This is a genomic window from Psychrobacter sp. JCM 18902 (genome assembly GCF_904846615.1).
In the GTDB taxonomy this organism is placed as follows: domain Bacteria; phylum Pseudomonadota; class Gammaproteobacteria; order Pseudomonadales; family Moraxellaceae; genus Psychrobacter.
This window is the reverse complement of sequence record NZ_CAJHBK010000001.1, coordinates 2,656,222-2,675,368: the sequence shown is the minus strand read 5'-3', so window position 1 is coordinate 2,675,368 and position 19,147 is coordinate 2,656,222. Positions and strand designations below refer to the sequence as shown.

General features: G+C 42.5%; 16 protein-coding genes. 15 read left to right on the top strand and 1 reads right to left on the bottom strand.

Going from position 1 to position 19,147, the window contains the following annotated elements; all coding sequences use genetic code 11:
* The first annotated feature begins 5 nt into the window (after nucleotides 1-5).
* Both ribD and JMY05_RS11060 read left to right on the top strand, forming a co-directional pair.
* Nucleotides 6-1,061: a bifunctional diaminohydroxyphosphoribosylaminopyrimidine deaminase/5-amino-6-(5-phosphoribosylamino)uracil reductase RibD gene (gene ribD, locus JMY05_RS11065; RefSeq protein WP_201615102.1), complete on the top strand. Its 1,056-nt coding sequence runs from the start codon at nucleotides 6-8 to the stop codon at nucleotides 1,059-1,061.
* Between the two features lie 421 nt (nucleotides 1,062-1,482).
* Complete coding sequence (locus JMY05_RS11060; RefSeq protein WP_201615101.1) at nucleotides 1,483-2,157, top strand: riboflavin synthase; 675 nt, start codon at nucleotides 1,483-1,485, stop codon at nucleotides 2,155-2,157.
* A gap of 66 nt (nucleotides 2,158-2,223) precedes the next feature.
* Here the strand turns inward: JMY05_RS11060 and JMY05_RS11055 are convergent, their stop codons facing one another.
* A complete protein-coding gene (locus tag JMY05_RS11055; RefSeq protein WP_201615099.1) occupies nucleotides 2,224-5,055 on the bottom strand; it encodes a response regulator in 2,832 nt (943 codons plus the stop codon).
* Between the two features lie 349 nt (nucleotides 5,056-5,404).
* Between JMY05_RS11055 and fmt the strand changes: the two genes are divergently transcribed.
* The 13 genes from fmt to JMY05_RS10990 all read left to right on the top strand — a co-directional run bounded on the left by fmt (nucleotide 5,405) and on the right by JMY05_RS10990 (nucleotide 19,146).
* Nucleotides 5,405-6,457 carry a methionyl-tRNA formyltransferase gene (gene fmt / locus JMY05_RS11050; RefSeq protein WP_045442870.1) on the top strand — a complete coding sequence of 351 codons (1,053 nt, stop codon included), beginning with the start codon at nucleotides 5,405-5,407 and terminating at the stop codon, nucleotides 6,455-6,457.
* Nucleotides 6,458-6,576: 119 nt separating this feature from the next.
* Entirely contained in the window at nucleotides 6,577-8,163 is a 1,587-nt protein-coding gene (locus tag JMY05_RS11045) for a transcription antitermination factor NusB (protein ID WP_201615095.1), read from the top strand.
* A gap of 41 nt (nucleotides 8,164-8,204) precedes the next feature.
* On the top strand, nucleotides 8,205-9,626 hold the full coding sequence (thrC, locus tag JMY05_RS11040) for a threonine synthase (RefSeq protein WP_045442867.1): 1,422 nt from the start codon (nucleotides 8,205-8,207) through the stop codon (nucleotides 9,624-9,626).
* Nucleotides 9,627-9,890: 264 nt separating this feature from the next.
* Nucleotides 9,891-10,642 (top strand): IS5 family transposase gene (locus JMY05_RS11035; protein ID WP_145990073.1). Its coding sequence is split into 2 segments (ribosomal slippage): nucleotides 9,891-10,119 and nucleotides 10,119-10,642, totalling 753 coding nucleotides; the frame shifts between segments, so codons are not numbered across the junction.
* A gap of 198 nt (nucleotides 10,643-10,840) precedes the next feature.
* Nucleotides 10,841-11,938, top strand: a complete 1,098-nt coding sequence (locus tag JMY05_RS11030; protein ID WP_227678172.1) for a LysM peptidoglycan-binding domain-containing protein — start codon at nucleotides 10,841-10,843, stop codon at nucleotides 11,936-11,938.
* A gap of 76 nt (nucleotides 11,939-12,014) precedes the next feature.
* On the top strand, nucleotides 12,015-13,286 hold the full coding sequence (gene dprA / locus JMY05_RS11025) for a DNA-processing protein DprA (RefSeq protein WP_201615091.1): 1,272 nt from the start codon (nucleotides 12,015-12,017) through the stop codon (nucleotides 13,284-13,286).
* Nucleotides 13,287-13,630: 344 nt separating this feature from the next.
* Nucleotides 13,631-14,260 carry an L-threonylcarbamoyladenylate synthase gene (locus tag JMY05_RS11020; protein WP_045447555.1) on the top strand — a complete coding sequence of 210 codons (630 nt, stop codon included), beginning with the start codon at nucleotides 13,631-13,633 and terminating at the stop codon, nucleotides 14,258-14,260.
* 123 nt (nucleotides 14,261-14,383) lie between these two features.
* On the top strand, nucleotides 14,384-14,902 hold the full coding sequence (locus tag JMY05_RS11015) for a GbsR/MarR family transcriptional regulator (protein WP_045447558.1): 519 nt from the start codon (nucleotides 14,384-14,386) through the stop codon (nucleotides 14,900-14,902).
* A 156-nt stretch (nucleotides 14,903-15,058) separates the two neighbouring features.
* Nucleotides 15,059-16,012: a fatty acid desaturase family protein gene (locus JMY05_RS11010; RefSeq protein WP_045447560.1), complete on the top strand. Its 954-nt coding sequence runs from the start codon at nucleotides 15,059-15,061 to the stop codon at nucleotides 16,010-16,012.
* A 117-nt stretch (nucleotides 16,013-16,129) separates the two neighbouring features.
* The gene (locus JMY05_RS11005) at nucleotides 16,130-16,630 is read left to right on the top strand and encodes a hypothetical protein (protein WP_045447563.1); all 501 of its coding nucleotides are present in this window, start codon (nucleotides 16,130-16,132) and stop codon (nucleotides 16,628-16,630) included.
* Between the two features lie 23 nt (nucleotides 16,631-16,653).
* Complete coding sequence (locus JMY05_RS11000; protein WP_045447566.1) at nucleotides 16,654-17,619, top strand: TIGR01777 family oxidoreductase; 966 nt, start codon at nucleotides 16,654-16,656, stop codon at nucleotides 17,617-17,619.
* Between the two features lie 83 nt (nucleotides 17,620-17,702).
* On the top strand, nucleotides 17,703-18,161 hold the full coding sequence (locus JMY05_RS10995; protein WP_045447569.1) for a hypothetical protein: 459 nt from the start codon (nucleotides 17,703-17,705) through the stop codon (nucleotides 18,159-18,161).
* Between the two features lie 115 nt (nucleotides 18,162-18,276).
* Nucleotides 18,277-19,146, top strand: coding sequence for a fatty acid desaturase family protein (locus tag JMY05_RS10990; RefSeq protein ID WP_045447572.1), 870 nt, complete (start codon nucleotides 18,277-18,279; stop codon nucleotides 19,144-19,146).
* Nucleotide 19,147 lies beyond the last annotated feature (1 nt).

Below are 19,147 nucleotides of genomic sequence, written 5' to 3'. Positions count from 1 at the left end.
TCTTTATGACGCTCTCAAACCATACTCAGAATGCGCAAGACCGCTACTTTATGATGCTTGCGATCGAACAAGCCAAACAGGGTTTATATACCACCAGACCTAATCCAGCGGTAGGCTGTGTCATCGTGCAAGCAGAAGCGATCGTCGGTCAAGGGTTTCATCCGAAAGCTGGTCAGCCTCATGCAGAAGTATTTGCGCTAAAAGAAGCGGGTGCAAGAGCTTTAGATGCAACCGCCTATGTGACTTTAGAGCCTTGTAGTCATACAGGGCGTACGCCACCTTGTGCTTTGGGTCTTATTAATGCTGGTGTGAAACGTGTCGTAATCGCAGGGCTCGATCCCAATCCGCAAGTGGCAGGACGCGGTGTAAAACTGTTAGAGCAGGCTGGGATTGAAGTGACAGTCGGTATATTAACCGAGCAAGCAGAAGCTTTAAATCGTGGGTTTTTAAAGGCAATGCGCACCCAGATGCCTTATGTACGACTTAAAATTGCCACCAGCCTTGACGGTCGTACCTCGATGGCATCTGGCGAGTCGAAATGGATTACCTCAGCGGCTGCCCGCGAAGATGTGCAGAAGCTACGTGCACAAAGTGGCGCGATTATTACCGGTAGTGAGACGGTTATCGCGGATAATCCACAGCTTAATGTACGTTCCAACCAATTAGCTGTGCCACCTAAACAAGTTCCTGCTCCTAAAGTTGTCGTACTCGATAGGCGTCAGCGCTTAGAATATAGCTTACAGTCTGACTATCAGTTATGCCGTCGACCGGATACGATTTATTGGCGCGAAGATAACTTAACTGAATTACTAAAAAAATTAGTCAGTGATCATCAATGTTATGACGTATTGGTAGAGGCAGGGGCTAGTGTTGCTGGTGGCTTCTTAAGCCAACAATTGGTAGATGAGTTGATTGTCTATCAGGCGCCTTGTTTGTTAGGCGCGCAAGCAAGACCGATGGTCGATTTTAACCCATTGTCTCTAGCTCAGCAGTTGCGTTTTAATATTTATGGCCATGAAACATTAAGTCCTGACCTTAAATTGACTTTATTCCCGCTATAACTTGTTATTTATAAACAGCTTATCCACAGTCTGTGCTAAATTTTTACTCAATGTGGATAAGCGGCCTGTGTTATACAAGGTTCCACATGAAACTGTGTATAACTTTGTTTCACATGAAACAGGAAACTAGGAATTTTATAAAAAATTTGATATTAATCGAATATAATCAGTAATTTAGGTTTTACTGTTAATCTTTCTTGATATTAGCCAACATCTAGTTTTCTGTGGATAACTTAACGGAATAGAGTGTTTTAATACGTTATGAGTTGATTTGTCAGTACTTATCCACAATCTATCCCGTCATAGACTCAATTAAGCTCAAATTGCACTAAAAAAATTGGCTTAGACAAATGCTAGCACAATATTAATAGATCAAGATATATTGTCTATAAAGACAACATCATAATGAAATGAGGTCGATATGTTTACTGGAATTATAGAGAGTGTTGGAAAGGTTAAGTCCATGCAGCCTACGGGCGGTGATATACGTTTGACGATAGAGTCTAATGATTTGGATTTTAGTGATGTGAAGCTAGGAGATTCTATTGCCTCCAATGGTATCTGCTTAACCGTCGTAGACCTAGGGAGTAATCATTACTCGGTCGATGTCTCACGTGAGACTATCGCTCGTACCGCATTAGAAACTTTAAAAGCTGGTCACACAGTGAATTTAGAGAAAGCGATGCTACCAACCACGCGTTTTGGTGGTCATATCGTCGCGGGTCACGTCGATGGCGTCGGCGTGGTCAGTAAGCTGCAACAAGATGCGCGCTCTATCTATATCGAAATCGAGATACCACAAGAGCTGGCGCACTATACAGCGACCAAAGGCTCTATCACGGTTGATGGTATTAGTCTGACGACCAACCTTGTACGAGACAATATTGTCTCTTTAAACATCATTCCGCATACCGCACAAGTGACTAATATCGCTAAGCATTGGTTGGTTGGAAATAAAGTCAATATCGAAGTGGATATCGTCGCGCGCTATTTAGAACGTTTGTTAAATAAGTCGCAAACCAGTGGTATGAATACGCCAAGTCCGCAAAGCCAAATTACAGAAGCATTTTTAGCAGATAATGGTTTTATGAAATAATTGGTTCATGAATTAGCTGATTTATGAAGTAATGGTTTAAACCTAAAAAGTAGGTTTTACAGATTGTCATGATTTTATGAAGCTCTGTAAAACCGACTCTAGCTCTTTTTTATTGATCGGCTTTGCTAAAAACTCATCCATTCCTACTTCTATACAAGCATCGCGATCTTCTTTGGTATTGTTTGCAGTTAGCGCCACAATCGCAATTTTATCGCCTTGCGCACGAATCGCTTGGGTAGCTTGTAGCCCATCCATGACAGGCATGCGACAGTCCATCAAAATGAGTGAGATATCTTGACGCTGTTGTTGTAGCATATCTAACGCTTGCTGACCATCTTCTGCGACCACACTGCGATAACCAAGTTTACTCAATATCTTGCACGTTATTTTCTGATTGGTTGGACTGTCTTCTACTACCAAGATAAGTGGCAATACATTCTCGTTGGCAGCTTTATCTGCTTCGTTTGCTAGCTGCTTATTCTCTTCTTTTATCTCTATGGCTTGAACTAGCTTCTGTCTCGCTGGTAAGGTTAAGCGCAGTAATTCAGAGAGCAATAAAGTCGCATCTAATGGTTTGCTCAAGAATCCTTCATATTTATCTAATAATATAGAGGGAATACGGCGCTCAGGTTTCATACTAAGTAGTATCTTTGGTAGCGACGGATTATCGAGTAGGGTATTTAATGCTTGTTGTCTATCATCATTCCCTATCGCCTGATTAGCAGAAGCAATAGACAGGGTTTCATAATATTCGTAATCTAATAGCAAGATAGGGGCGAGTCTTTGCTCGTCTTGCGCCAGTTTTTCGTTTAATTGTTGTAGATCTAATTTATCTATAGAAGTATAGATAGTAGCTGGCATCGATAAATATGCGCAAAAATCGCGCAGATGTTTGGCACGTAGTGGTTGTTTAATCACGGCTATTAGATGGATATGAGTCAAATGCTGACTATGATGATAAATAGGCTGATAATTTGGACGTCTGCAAGGCAGATAAAGATTCAGACTGCTGCCTTCAGTCATCGTGCTTTTTATTTCAATAAAACCACCCAATAATCGCGCAAAACTATTGACGTTATTTAGTCCTAGGCCTTGCCCAGTCGTGTTCTTTTGAATGTAATTAACGTTTCGATGGGTGTTTTGTTTGCTGCTTTTATTAAGCTGAACCAACAGTTGATGTTGCTTCGCTATATCGATGCCCATACCGCTGTCTTTTATGCTAAAACGAATCCAGTCGTGTGAGGCATGACTGGGATTGTCTTTATTGATTTGATTATTTTTAATCAGTGTAGGGTCTTTATTAAGATTTACTAAGCTTCGGTTTTTTGTTGCTAATAGCTCTGCATTACTGACCGTTTCGATGGTCAGTGATATATAGCCAGAAGTGGTAAATTTCACTGCGTTATCTAATAAGTCGTACAAGATTTGCTGTAGACGCTGATGGTCTGTATCAATACAACGCGGACTGTCAGGTGCAAAAAAATACAGCAGCTCAAGTCCTTGCTGCCTTATCCTTTCTATAAATGATTGACTGACCTGTTGCCCCAGTCTATAAATATCGACAGGCTCAATGCTTAGGCGGGTTTTTCTTACCGCTATCTCCTCAATGTCTAGCACCTTATTAAGCGTCGTGAGCATACTCTGACTGCTTTTAATTAAGGATATTAAAATATCATTCTGCGCAGCAGTCAAGGTCTCAGGATCAATCGGTTCTAGCGTGTCAATCATTACTTCTAACGGCAGGCGCAAATCATGACCCATCGTCGATTTAATCGTATTAAATTCATCAATTTGGCGTTGTAGCCGTTGATTTTGTTGCTGTAATTGCCCTATTTGACTGGCAAATTCATTAACATTATTCAGCAGTACGGTAAAGCCGTGAACCTGACCATGTTCACCAAACCATGGCGTAACGTGCAATTGGTAAGTCTGTTCATTTTCTAACCCGTAGACTGTTAAGGTACGAGTGACGCGTAGGTTGGATAACGTTTGCAGCAATCGTTGCGTGGATTCATCTTTACCCGCGATAAAATCCGTCAGTTCATAGTTGCTATCGCTTTGCGGTAAAGACAAGAATATTTGTTCAAAGCGTTTATTGAAAAAGCTGATTTGACCATGACGCATGATCATCAGCATCGGTAAAGGGGATTGCTCAACCAAACGTTCAAGACGGTGTGTTAGGGTTTTAATGCGGCGATAATCATTATGCAACTGGTAGCTGACACGGCTCAGCGCATGGCCTAAACGCAAAAACTCAGGCGTAGATTTTTTTTGCAAAAAAGGCGGCGGACTATAGGCTTCTTTTGCGTGGCTACTTAGATTGTCCGTATAAACTAGCAGCTGTTCCCAATTGGTGCGACGATTGAGCATATACAGCAAAGCGATAATAAAAAGCATGATCGCTGCCATCAATGGTAACCAGTAGCGATAAGATATCCAGTCAATGATCAGCGGCTTATGGCGCAATATAATATAAAGCTGATGACCACTTTTGAGTTTAATGGTGCCGGTTAAGTTGCGATTATTGAGCGTGTAAGCACTATGACTGCCATTATTAGAAGGGGATGAGCTAATGATAGGAAACGTAACGTTAGCAAAAGCACGCTCATTGGGCTGAGTATGGCGATGGATATAAGTCTGCCCAGAGGGCATCATAAAAACCAGCTGATAGCTTATGTCTTCAAATATAGGTTTTTCTAAAATCCTTTTAATGTCAGGGTTTAAAAGATCATCACGTTCAGTGACTTCATACTGCAATGTATGGAAATTATCGATACTTTGCTGTTCACTGTGGTTTTTCATCTCGTGAAACAGCGCAAAATAATAGATAGACAACATGACCAGCAAGGTCAGTGCATAAAATATGAGTAAGCGCTGTAAGGACTGAAACTGTTGCATGAAAGCGTGGTCCTATATCGACACAAGAAACATAGTGAGTAAGTCATCAGTTTGGCACAGTAGCTGGTTTATTCAAGCCGTTTTGTCTTTTACGGTTGTACAGCTATTATCTAGAAAAAAATGGCGAATGGCAGTGGAATATCGCTCAATCACGCATTGTTTTGTAAATAAACTCATCAATAAGAGCGCCCTGCTTGCTTTCTATTATAAAGACAAACCGTATCATTGGTAACGCTCGATTACCGTTATTACAACCATGGCACAACATCGCAAACTCACCTATAATGAGCCAATCAACCCTATATAATGCCTGTTTATGACTACAATTGCTTCTGCCTCCGATTTATCCATGCCATCTAAGACGAAAGATTGCTCGTCTAGTAAGCGCTTAAGAGTTGCGTTTGCTGGCACTCCTGAGTTTGCCGCCGTTAGTCTTGAGGCGCTTATCAGCCAGCAAGAAGCGTTGAATATAGACATCGTCGCTGTGTATACGCAACCTGATCGCAAGGCAGGACGGGGTCAAAAATTATCAGCCTCTGCAGTAAAGCAAGTCGCATTGGCGCATGATATTGCCGTTGAGCAGCCTCTCACCTTTAAAAAATCTAGTAGTGAAGGGTTGATTGCACGTGAGACTCTGCGTAGTTATCAGCCAGATGTGATGATTGTCGCGGCTTATGGCTTGATATTGCCGATTGGTGTATTGACCACACCGACTTATGGTTGTCTCAATATTCATGCGTCCTTATTACCACGCTGGCGCGGTGCAGCACCTATTCACCGTGCATTATTGGCGGGTGATAGCGAGACTGGCATCACTATTATGCAGATGGATAAAGGTTTGGATACTGGCGACATGCTTTATAAAGTCAGCGCACCTATTAAGGCTGATGATACAGCTGCCAGCCTCCATGATAAAATGGCTGAGCTTGGTGCGACGGCCATTATTACCGTGCTAAAGGACTTACCACATTATCAAGCACAGGCTGTACCTCAAGATGACAGTCAAGCCAATTATGCTGAAAAACTGGTCAAAACCGAAGGCGAAATCAACTGGACACAATCCGCTACTGAAATTGAGCGACAAATTCGTGGACTGACGCCATGGCCAGGTGCTTATACTTTTTTGGCAGGGCAGCGTGTCAAGATTTTAGCAAGTCTGCCTGTGAATCCGTCGCAGCAAACCAATCAGCCTGCTGGTACAGTCATCAGCGTTGGACGCAAAGCGATATTGGTAGCTTGTGGTCATGATAGTAATATTGATAATGGTCTCGAAAAACTGCAAGCCAGCACTTTAGCCATTACCGAATTACAGTTTGCTGGTGGTAAACCAATGACAGCCGAGCAAATCTGCCATGGTAACCAATTAAATGATGGCGATCAGTTCACAGCAGACTCAAAATAATTGCTGCTAAAGCAGTTTAATACCGCTTAACCTTATTTATTTTTATATTCGTCATTTAATACCAAACAATCTAACTTTTATCAGACGCTAACTATTAGGCGTCAAGGAAATTCAATTTAATGAGAAGCACTGCGCCAAGAAACAATAAGCTCAAACCGTCAAGCAACCTTATCATGAATGGTAGCGTCCGCGTCCGCGTCATTCGCACTTTACTGGCGATTCAAAATGGTCAGTCGCTTGCAAGCGTCCTTGATCCGCTATTAAACAGTTTGCATGACGGCGATAAAGGTTTTGCCCATGCGTTATTGCTAACCACGTTGCGTCAATGGTATGCCCTTGAGCGTCTACTCGATAGTCTGGCTGATAACTCGATTGATGAAAAAGAAGTACGTACGACTATTCAAGTGGGTTTGACGCAGCTGCTCTATTTGCAAGTGGCCGACCATGCGGCGATTCACGAGACGGTCGAAGCAGCAAAAGAGATTGAGTTTGCGCATGCGACGGGTTTAATTAATGCCATCTTGCGTAAAGTCGCTAAAAATCCAAGTAAGTTCCGCAAAAAGTGTGATAAAAAACACAGCTTACCGAATTGGCTTGCCTATCAGCTTAAGCAAGATTGGAGTGAGCAGTATGACGATCTGATGCAAGGGTTACGTCAACCTGCGCCGATGTTTTTACGCGTGAATACAGCGGTTACTTCGATAGAGGACTATCAGCAAGCATTGGTGGAATTTGAAGTTGAAGCGGATTTGGTTGAGTTAACGAGTGGTTTGCAACTTCAGAACTCGTCGGATACAGCCACAGCTAATAGTATATTGACCAAAGGCTTAAGATTACATCAAAGTACCGCAGTGAATGCTTTACCGCAATTCGCTGAAGGGGCTGCTAGTGTACAAGATATGCATGCTCAGCTTGCCGCGCCGCTTATCCATAAGGCTTTACTCAATAAGCTGAGTGTTAAAAGCGATGATGCAGACGGCGATATAGATACAAGTAACAATAATAACAATAACAACAATGAGCTCCGCATTTTAGATGCTTGTGCCGCGCCGGGTGGTAAATTGGCTCATTGGTTAGAATTAATCAGCTCAAATGAGTCGTCGTTGTTTCACGTGAAACAAGACAATACTGAAACGTCGACTGTGATTTCGAAAGTGAAGCTGACTGCGATAGATAATGAAGCGCCGCGTATCGAGCGTATTCATACCAATTTACAGCGCTTAAACTTAAGTCAGCACGACTTGCAGCAAGCTGAGAGAAATATTGAGCTTAATATTGTCTGTGCTGATGCGACCACATGGCAAGGGGCGGGTAAGAAAAAGAGCAAGCTCGTATTTGATGCTATATTACTAGACTCACCTTGTACAGCGACAGGCGTAATACGTCGTCATCCTGATATCAGTATTTTGCGTACTGAAGAAGACGTTGAGCAAACGGCATTGCTACAAGCCGATATCTTGCATAATCTATGGCCACAACTTAAAGTTGGTGGTTACCTTTTATACGTCACTTGCTCTATCCTAAAGCAAGAAAACGTCGAGCAGATGCAGGATTTTATGACTCACTATAATAATGTAGCAGCTGTTGAATTTAGCGACGATTGTAATTGGGGTATTGAACAGGCGATTGGTCGTCAGTGCTTGCCAATTGATAGCGAGAGCGGCGATGGTTTTTATTATGCCTTGCTGCAAAAAACTGCTGAATAAACCGTTTTAACTAATAATCTCATTGTAGACAGGACAATCTAATGAAATATATCAGTACCCGTGGTCAGACAGCGCCGATGGATTTTAGTGATGTGTTATTAATGGGTCTTGCCCCAGACGGTGGATTGATGCTGCCTGAGCACTATCCGAATATTGATAGTGCGACGCTTACTGAGTGGCGCGCGCTGAGCTATCCACAGCTTGCGATGGCGATTATGCAGCGTTTTGCGACTGATATTCCTGCGACTGATTTGCAAGATATCATTGAGCGCACTTACACTGCTGAGGTATTTGGCTCTGATGAGATTGTTCCTGTCCGCAAACTTGAAGATAACTTATACATTTTAGGCTTGTCGAACGGTCCGACATTGGCATTTAAAGATGTTGCCATGCAGTTTTTGGGTAATGCTTTTGAATATGTGCTTAAAAGAAAAGACGCGCGTATTACCATCATTGGTGCCACCAGTGGCGATACAGGTAGTGCGGCAGAATATGCTTTGCGTGGTAAAGAAAATATCGAAGTCTTTATGCTGTCACCGCACGGTAAAATGAGCGAATTCCAGCGCGCGCAAATGTATAGCTTGACTGATAAAAACATTCATAATATCGCCATCGAAGGCATGTTTGATGATTGCCAAGACATCGTCAAAGCACTACAACAGGATGCAGAGTTTAAAGCGGCTTATAATTTAGGTACGGTTAATTCTATTAACTGGGGTCGAATCCTAGCGCAGATTGTTTATTACTTTAAAGCTTACTTTGCGGTGACGTCAAATAACGACGAAAAGGTTAGTTTTAGCGTGCCATCAGGCAACTTTGGTAATATTTGTGCCGGTCATATAGCACGAGAGATGGGTCTGCCGATTGAGCGTTTAATCGTCGCAACCAACGAAAACGATGTACTCAACGACTTCTTTAATCAAGGTGCTTATCAGCCGCGTCCGACTGAAAAAACCTATATTACTTCAAGTCCTTCAATGGATATCTCAAAAGCCTCTAACTTTGAGCGTTTTGTTTATCTCTTATTAGATAAAGACAGCGCCCGCGTTCATGAGTTATTTGAAGGGGTAAAATCTGGTCAAGGTTTTGATTTGTCTGACCTAATGGAGGCGGTCAACACTCGCTACGGTTTTGCTGCGGGTAAATCTACTCATGCCGACCGTCTCGACACTATCAAAACACTTTATGAGCAGCATGGAGAGTTGGTCGATCCGCATACTGCTGATGGTATCAAGGTTGCCAAAGAATTACAGCGCGAGGGAGAGGTGATTGTCTGTGCTGAGACCGCACTGCCAGTGAAATTTGCAGATACTATCGTTGAAGCGATAGGTCAAATAGAAATCGCACGCCCAGCCCATACCGAAGGCTTAGAGAGCTTACCGCAACATGTGGTGGTGCTTGATAACAGCGCTGAGCTGGTGGCTGAACAAATCCGTCAGCATGTGATACCAAATCCAGCATAAGTCAAAGTGGATTTTAATGCTTATTTTCATGAGGAACTCTATAAATTTCAATGAGGAACTATAGAAATAATATTCATATAAAAGTTACGCCATTGTAATAAAGTGTTTATGATTGTGTTATGGTAGATATAATTGTAATATTAGAAACAGCGTCGGCGACTCATCATTTTGCTAGACGCTTTTTTAGGGCGTGTCCCTAATCTGTAAAAGTAAGTATAAAGGCTTTAAAATAAAGAGACTATTTCAAACAGGGCTCTCTAAATTATGGCAAGAACAGTGCTCACCGATAATACATGGGAACAACTCCAAAGTACCATGAAGGCTCATGGCTGTCATACTTGGAAAAACGACAAACAAGTCATGGAAGCCATATTGTGGAAACTTCGTACAGGCGCGCCATGGCGTGATATACCGAGTGAGCTATGCCCATGGAAAACGGCCTACAACCGTTTTAATAGGTTGTCAAAAAAGGGGTTGTGGGAACAATTTTTTTTGACCTACGAGCAAGTATTGATGAAGAATGGGTATTCGCAGACGGAAGCTATATCCGCTGTCATCAGCATTCAAGCGGCGCAAGACGAGGAGAGCTTCGAGCCACTGGAAAGTCACGAGGTGGAACCACTACCAAGATTCATCTCGCCGTCGATTCGCATGGAAACCCGATTGATTTTAAAATCACTGGGGGTGACGTCCACGACAGCCAAGCGGTAGATGATATTATAGAGATGCTAACGGATGCGACCTACTTTATTGCTGATAAAGCTTATGATTCTGAAACCATTAGAACTAGGCTAAAGCAAGATAACATAAGCCCTGTCATCCCTAAAAGAAAAAATGCTAAACAACCAGATGTAGCGTTTGATCACTATTTATATAAGCTACGACACTTAGTTGAAAACACGTTTGCAAGGCTAAAGCACTTCCGTAGTATTGCGACTAGATACGAAAAATTGGCTCGTAATTATAAGTCTATGCTGTATCTAGCTTGTACTATGATTCATTGCAAACTGAATTAGGGACACGCCCTAGTAATCATACCAGCCAATTACACTGAACAGCTACCCTATAAGCGTCATGATAATCGTACAGTTAAGTCCTTTTACGACCCTCATTGCTTGTCACTATTTTAATGACAGTCAAAGATTAAGGTTAAGTAATAGATCTAAATGGTACTAATTGTGGCGACAACAGCGGTACATATTGTGGATATAACAATGAAGATGAGCTTAAAAACGATAGCAAAAGCACTGTTAATCACGACATTTAGTAGTGCAATGCTAATGAGTGCTGCCCACGCTAACAATCCACCACCAGCCATCAAAGCGGATGCGCCCAATCGCTATATCGTCAAAAAAGGCGATACGTTGTGGGACATATCAGGACGTTATTTAGACAGTCCGTGGCGCTGGAAAGAAATCTGGGCAACCAATAAGCAAATCAAAAACCCCAATCTTATTTATCCTAACGACATCCTTATCTTATGTGTGATTCAAGGTAAAACCTTAATTGGTGTTGATACTGGCGAAGGTTGTGCTGGAGTTGAAAAGCAGTTAACGGGTAACGTGGTATCTAGCACAGTTTCAGTCACTTCAACAGCCAACAGTATTCCACCGCTTCCGTGGTCTGCTATTCAACACTGGTTAGATAAGACAGTCATCGTTAATCCACAAGATTTTAATACCACCCCTTATATATTGGCTTCTAAAAAAGGCAACTTAATTACCGCTAGCGGCGATAAAGTGTATGCCAAAGGTGTGCCACTGATCGTCGGTCAGCGTTATGGTATCTACCATGAAGGAGAGCTATATGTTGAGCCAAAAACCCAAGAAGTTATTGGTCTAGAAGTCACGCAAGTTGCGACGGGTTTGGTTACTTCGACAGAAACCAACGGCGTCAGCAGTTTGCAGCTCACCGACAGTTACGACAAAGAAGTACGTGAAGGTGATCGCGTATTCGTTGAGTTGAATAACTCTATTCCACCTGTGTTTTATCCAGCCCCTGCAATTGTCAGTCGTGGTGGCATGATTGTCCGAGTCATGGACTCAATCAGCTCAGCGGCGAAGGGTAGTGTCGTTGCTATCAACTTAGGTAGTACCCATGGTGCTAAGCCTGGTGATGTATTGACTGTCTATCAAAAAGGGGCCTTGATCCGCGATACCAAAGACAATGACACGCCAGTACGCTTACCAAATGAGCCAAGCGGTATGGTCATGGTATTCAATACTTTCGATAATATTAGCTATGCTTATGTGCTTGATTCAGAGCTACCATTAAACGTCGGCGACCAGCTGTTACCACCGCCATATCTATAAATGAGTACACTATAAGTGAGAACATGCTTATTTTTGGACGGGATATACTAACTTAGCCTATACGAGCTAGATGATTATGATGGCAGTTACTTCTTCTTTATCAGATGAGCAGCGCGCAGTACTGGCGCTGTGGACTGAGGTGAATGCATCATTATCTGCTTATCATAAGCTCATTACTTCTTTTGGCACAGCAGAGCTTGCTTGGTACGCCAAAGTAGATGCTTGGCGGCAATTGGGTATTCATCATAGCCATCTTGCCCGTCATGAACAGCCAGAGCATACGCAAGCCAGTATCGATAAAATTCAGCAAGCGCTCATCGAAGGGCGCTACGGTCTGCTATTTGCTGACCAGCCTGATTATCCCGCCCAGCTCTCGCAAATCTATGACCCACCGCCTTTATTATTTTACCGAGGCAATAAATCGCGTTTGCGTCAAGCGCAAATTGCGATCGTCGGTAGCCGAAAACCCACTGCCCATGCCCAAAAAATCACCTTTGATATCGCACAATATTTGGCGCAAGCTGGTTATATCATCACCAGCGGTCTTGCCATGGGTGTCGATAAGCGAGCACATCTAGGCGCTTTAGCACAGGCAGACGCTGAATATCAAGGGCGAACGATTGGGGTAATGGGTACAGGTATTGAGGTCAATTATCCCAATCATCATGATAAATTGTTTGCCCAAATAATTGAGCAAGGCGGCTGTATTATTAGTGAGCTATTGCCGCATACAATGCCACATAAGCATACGTTTCCACGGCGTAATCGTTTGGTCGCTGGATTGAGCTTAGCAACGATTGTGACAGAGGCAACCATTCAGAGTGGTTCGTTGATTACCGCGCGTTTAACCTCGGAACAGGGTAAGCAAGTTTTTGCGATTCCAAGTCATATTGATAATAGCAATGCTGAAGGCTGTCATCATTTGATACGTGAAGGCGCGACCTTAATTTATCATCCACAGCAAGTGCTAGAAGACGTCAATGCTCAGTTGGGTTATGAAAGTTATTCTCATAAATCAGAAGATACTGTGGATATTGGTATAGATATTACCGAATCTAATGGCTCTCAAACGAATCATAGCAAAGCTACTAAACATACAAATAAAGATAAAAACATCTCTGTAATGTCTAACCATCCAATACCCTCTAATATCAAATCTGCTCCCAGCGCTATCGTCGTACCAGAGCATTTGACGCTTGTGTACGACCAGCTTGATTGGCACGGGCAGGATTTAGATGCGCTGATTATCGCTACCAAACTTACCACACCGCAGCTGATTGGACAGTTAATGGAGCTTGAATTGTTAGGCATCATTAGTGTGCAAGGCGGACGGTATTTGCGCGTCTAAAATCGTACTTTCTATCGCTTTAGGCTTTTCACTTATCTACTGCCAAGTGATTGACGACAGTACAATCTAGGGCGTGTCATCAATTAGATTGTGAGGCTTAAAATGAGAAAAATTGTAGATAAACAAGGAAGCAATTGCCGTTAATATGAACATATTGAAAAAATTGCTGACGATGTTTAGCAAAATTTAGCCACTTTAAGACCACTAAACGTACTAATGTGCTAATTGATGACACGACCTAGGTAGCTGCTAATAAGGTCGCTTTAAACTTCGCTGCCCTAATTTTTCTTAGTCTTATGTTATGATGAGTGCTTAAATTTCTACCTTTTTGAAGCCTTCAAGCCATGGAAAAATCCACATCTTTTATTACTGATTCTGTCACTCAAGCTGCCAAATGGCTTAAAGAAGGACAGCTACTTGCTTATCCCACCGAAAGCGTTTGGGGTATCGGTTGTGACGCTTATGACGAAGCAGCCGTTCAACGTATTTTATCCATTAAACAGCGTCCACAAGCCAAAGGCATGATCGTCATTACTGACAGCGCTGAGCGTTTAAAGCCGTTACTAGAGCCTTTAGAAGAAGGCCAGCGCCAACAAATCATCAAGAGTTGGCAGGCAGATACTGACAGTATAGAGCTACAAGGTAAGCAAGCCCATACATGGCTACTGCCTATCCCTCAGACACTTGAAACGACTATCCCTCCTTGGATCACAGGGCAGCATCAAACAGTGGCGGTTAGAGTTATTGCGCATCCTATGATTCGTCAATTGTGTCAACAACTGGTCGACGTTCAAAACCCATTTGGGCTATTGGTTTCCACAAGCTGTAATCCATCAGGGCAACCGCCTGCTATGACTTTCACTGATGCTTATGGATATTTTGGCGAGCAAATCAGCTACTTGCAGGCTGACACTTTAGGCTATATTTTACCGAGCCAAATTCGTGATGCGACCACGGGTTTGGTCATTCGTTAGCACATGACAGTCAACCAAGCGATGAGTGTTATCTATTAATTTCACTATTGACAGAAATAAAAGAATAGCGCAAGATAAGTAAATGAAATAATCAAAACTTATAAAGTAGAGTACATATTAATCATGAAACTAAATCCTGTGACCGAAAAATTTATCTTACATTGGGGTGAAATGGGCTCGCAGTGGGGCGTCAATCGCACCATGTCACAGATTCATGCGTTGTTATTCATCATTGGTAAGCCATTAAATGCTGAAGAAATCACCGAAACACTTGGTGTTGCTCGCTCTAACGTCTCAAATAGTATTAAAGAGTTGCAGCATTGGGGCTTAGTACAAAAGGTCTCGATATTGGGTGATCGTCGCGATCACTTCACGACCAATACTGACGTTTGGGAGCTGGCACGCATCATCGTGGTTGAACGACAAAAGCGTGAGCTTGAGCCAACTGTGCAGTTCTTACAAGAATTGATGGACAGTCCTGAATTTGAACATGAAAATAATGAGGTAAAGTCACGTATTCGTGATACCCAAGAATTCGTCAGTACCCTAACCACATGGTCATCTGAGATGCTTAAACTGCCCACAAGCATCCTCAAAAAAGTCCTAAAACTGGGCGCTAGTATTAAAAAAGTCTTACGTTAATAGTTAGCGGTGTAATTTAAAATAAAAAATTTGCAATATAATTTCTGTTTTGACAGAAATATATGTAATAAATATAAAAGCCAGTTGAGTTTAAGTGAGATAAGTTTCTATAAAATAGCAGCAACCAAAAACAGTAATAACAAATGGATGTGTAAAATGACAGTCAATCAAACACACGCTAATAAAGAACAAGCTATTAAAAAGGCTGTTGCTGCAGTCGAGTGGCAAGACTTGCGCCGGTTAACGCGCGGTCAAATTGCTTACAACGTTATTTTGCCTTATCCTTTTTTATTGTTGTCATGGTGGTTTGCCAGCCACTCTTGGTATGTCTTAGCATGCGGGGCTTCTTATTTATTCTTTGCTGCCGCATTTCGCCAAGCACACGATGGCTATCATCATAGCTTAGGGACAGGTAAACGCACGACCACCGCTATATTACTGTTGCTTAGCGCGCTACTAATGACCAGTTTGCACAGCATTCGAGCCACCCACATGGAACATCACCGCAATCCATTGGGCGATAGTGATATTGAGGGCAGTCTAGCAAAGGGCTCATGGTGGCAAGCGCTGATCGGCGGGATAACTTATCGACTCGATATTTATCGTCAAGGACTGCGTCTAAGCAGCCGTCGCAATCAAAAATTGGCTTGGCTAGAATTTGGCTTGATTGCTTTAGTCGTCTTGGTTGCTTTCGTACTGACCGTATTTCCTTTAACTGTTCCTGCTCTGACCAAGTTAGCGCAAGTATTGATGTATCACCTACTGACCATGATGTTGGCCAATGCCAGTGTTGGCATCATTGCGGTGTGGGGTGTGCATCATGATTGTGATGAGACAATCGCTCGCACCGAGCGCAATCCTTTGGTCAACTTGCTGACCTTTAATTTGCTTTATCACGTAGAGCATCATCTCTTTCCTGCCATACCATCCAATCATTTACCTGAGCTTGCCAAGCGTTTAGATGCAGCAGCGCCACATCTGACCAAAGAACATGTATTGCCAAGTATGGTAAACGTCATAGATTTTATTAATCATCGTTGGAACCAATTAAAGAATAAATCTCAAAATAGTAATGATAGTGACTGTCCTATTCGTAAGCATTTTGCTTAATTAGTAGGTAAAACAAAATCAAGATACTTATCCACCAATTATCCACAGGAATTTCATTGGCTTTGGCAACACCATATTTATACTGAATTAACGACGAATGTTAATGGGATAAATAGAATGAAAACGAATAATGAGTTAGGTGTGTATCCTTATCTACAAGTGATTATTTTGTTTGCAGGGTTTGGTAGCTTAGTTGGTGGAGTGATTGCAGAGCTGGGTTTATTGTTTGTTTTTAGGGATGCGGATTTTGCCCAAATTGGTTACCAGCCATTACTCTATGTTGGTCTGCTTGGTTTTATTCCTGCTTTATTAACGGGTGTTATCGTCGCTTATAAGCAGATATGGCGCGGTGATCATAAGAGTCTACGCACGACATTTTTAGTGGGGTTTATAACGTCAGCAGGTTATATGGGTGCAATCATCCTATATTTAGGCATCAACTCATGGATAGAGGTTGGCGTGCTACTGGCCTTTATGATTGGTATAGGATTGTTTGGCGCAATCAATTCAGCGATTGCCAGCCGCATTGCTTTACCAAAAGTATGTAAAAGTCATTTTGATGTTAGTACTAAAAAAGTAGACGATGGCTGTAACGGATTAAGTTTTACTAAACGATAAGCGAAAAATATAGGGAGTAGGACATGAATATTTTAATCAGTGGTGGCTCAGGCTTTTTAGGCAGTGCTTTTAGTGGCGAGCTGATCAAACGCTATCGTACGCAGGATAAGGACTTACACATTACATGGCTAACACGCGATAGCAGCCAAACGCATCCTGACGCGATCAGCATGATGACCTACGATGAGCTAGCGAGTTCGGATAAAAGCTTTGATGTTATCTTAAACCTAGCAGGCGCAGGCATTGCTGACTCGCGCTGGAGCGATGCGCGCAAAGAGCAGTTGCTCGCCAGCCGTATCAAGCCTACCGAATCCTTATTGGCATTTATTAAGCGCACCAGTATTAAGCCCAAGCTAATGGTCAGCGGCTCTGCGATTGGCTGGTATGGCGCACAAGGCGATAAACCTCTTACCGAAAGCAGTGGTTTTGAAACTGATTTTGCCCATCAATTATGTCATGAATGGGAGCAGTTAGCGCTCAAAGCCACTAAACATGGCGTGCCTGTGGCTATCGTGCGCACTGGGGTGGTTATCCATCCTGATGGCGGGATGCTTGGTAAGTTATTAACCCCATTTAAAATGGGCGTTGGTGGACAGTTAGGTGATGGCAAACAAATCATGAGCTGGATCAGTCGTGAAGACTGGGTTGGGGCGGTGATATTCATCATTGAAAAGCATCTTGCTAATTATGCGGACACTCAGACTACCGATGATCACTCGTTAGAAACTATCAATGATACGCCAGTGCTGGTGTATAACCTCACTGCGCCTAATCCAGTGACCAATCATACTTTTACCAAAACGCTTGGAGCATGGCTACACCGTCCTACCTTTTTTACTTTACCCAATTTTCTGCTTAAGCTGATATTTGGTGAGATGTCGACTCTATTAATTGATGGTCAAAAAGTAGTGCCGCAAGCATTACAGGACGCAGGTTATGATTTTAAACAGCCAACACTGAAGCAAGCTTTAGAAGAGCAGAAGTCATAGATACTTATGAAGGTTGTTTCATGTGAAACGTAGTCTTTATCATAGGATTCTTTGTTTCATGTGAAACCTAAATGGAGGTGTGTATGAGTGATATTGAGATTAGCGCTACAGCCACAGCATCCAGCTATCCTAAAGCTAAGGTAATAGGAACTTATGGATTATTAGGCGGGGTGGTAGGAGGTGTAATTCTCTTTTTATATATAGCGATAGGAATGTTGATAGATATTGGCATTCCACTACGAGATTCACTACTCTTCGTCAAGATAGCCCCAGTATTTATCCTAGCAGGTTTTTTTGGAGGTTTACTACCAGCGTTATTGGCAGGTTATATCGTCTCTAAATTCGAAATATATTTTCATTCGGTAGCGAAGGTTTTTCCTATATTTATAATAGGTTTTATAAGCACGTTTTTATTCGTAGTTTGGTTCATGATAGGGGATGGCTCTGTAAATTCTTCTATGACAAGTGATATTTTATTTTGCTGTAATGGCGGTGTCAGCGCTATCATCACAGGTTTAATAGCACTACCTAAACATAAATAAAATTTATCTAATAATTTCACTATTGACAGAAATAAAGTAAATTAAAACAGCCGATTAAATTAAGTAGTCGCTCCAGCAAGACAGCTACTGCTTATCACCAAGTAAGGAGAACATCATGCGTCATCCTTCGTTAGCCAGTGTTGAATGGCAAGATTTGCGACAGCTTAGTCTTGGCGAGACTGTTTATAATATTTTCTTATCTTTGCCTTTTTTATTATTGTCATGGTGGAGCGCGTGGCAAGGGTGGTGGTTGCTTGCACTTGTGGCGACATTTTTCTTTTTTACTGCCGCACTGAGACAAGCCCATGATTGTTATCATCGAACGTTGGGAGTAGAGAAGCTTGCCACTGAAACCATGCTGTTTTTTCTCAGTATCACGATGCTCTGTAGCACGCATGCCATTCGGCATACTCATCTCAATCATCATAGAGATCCACTGGGTGACAGCGATGTCGAGGGTAATTGGGCTCGTCTGCCTTGGTATCAGGCGATATTAGGCGGTGGTATTTTTTCGATTATGATTCAGTGGTTTGGCTTGACGCATGGTAGTAGCCGCAATCGTATACTCGTTGGCTTTGATCTGTTGCTTATTTTCGCAGTGATTGTCGCTGCTTTTATCACGACGCATCCAGTTTTGATATATCACGTATTGGTGATGATATTGGCCAATACGATGGTAGGATTCTTTGCAGTATGGAGCGTCCATCATGGTTGTGATGAGGTAGTATATGCGCGCAGCGAGCGTCATCCATTGATTAATTTACTGACTTTTAACTTACTCTATCACATCGAGCATCACTTATTCCCAGCGGTGCCAACCAATCATTTACCGATGCTTGCCAAGCGCTTAGACAGTGCTGCGCCGCAGTGGACGCAGCAGCCAGTCATCCCTCTTTTAGCCGCAGCCAATCAGCACCAACAATCTAGCGTGACTCAAAAATCTAATAGTCTTGATACTGAGATATCACTCATAAAGGAGTCGTAAG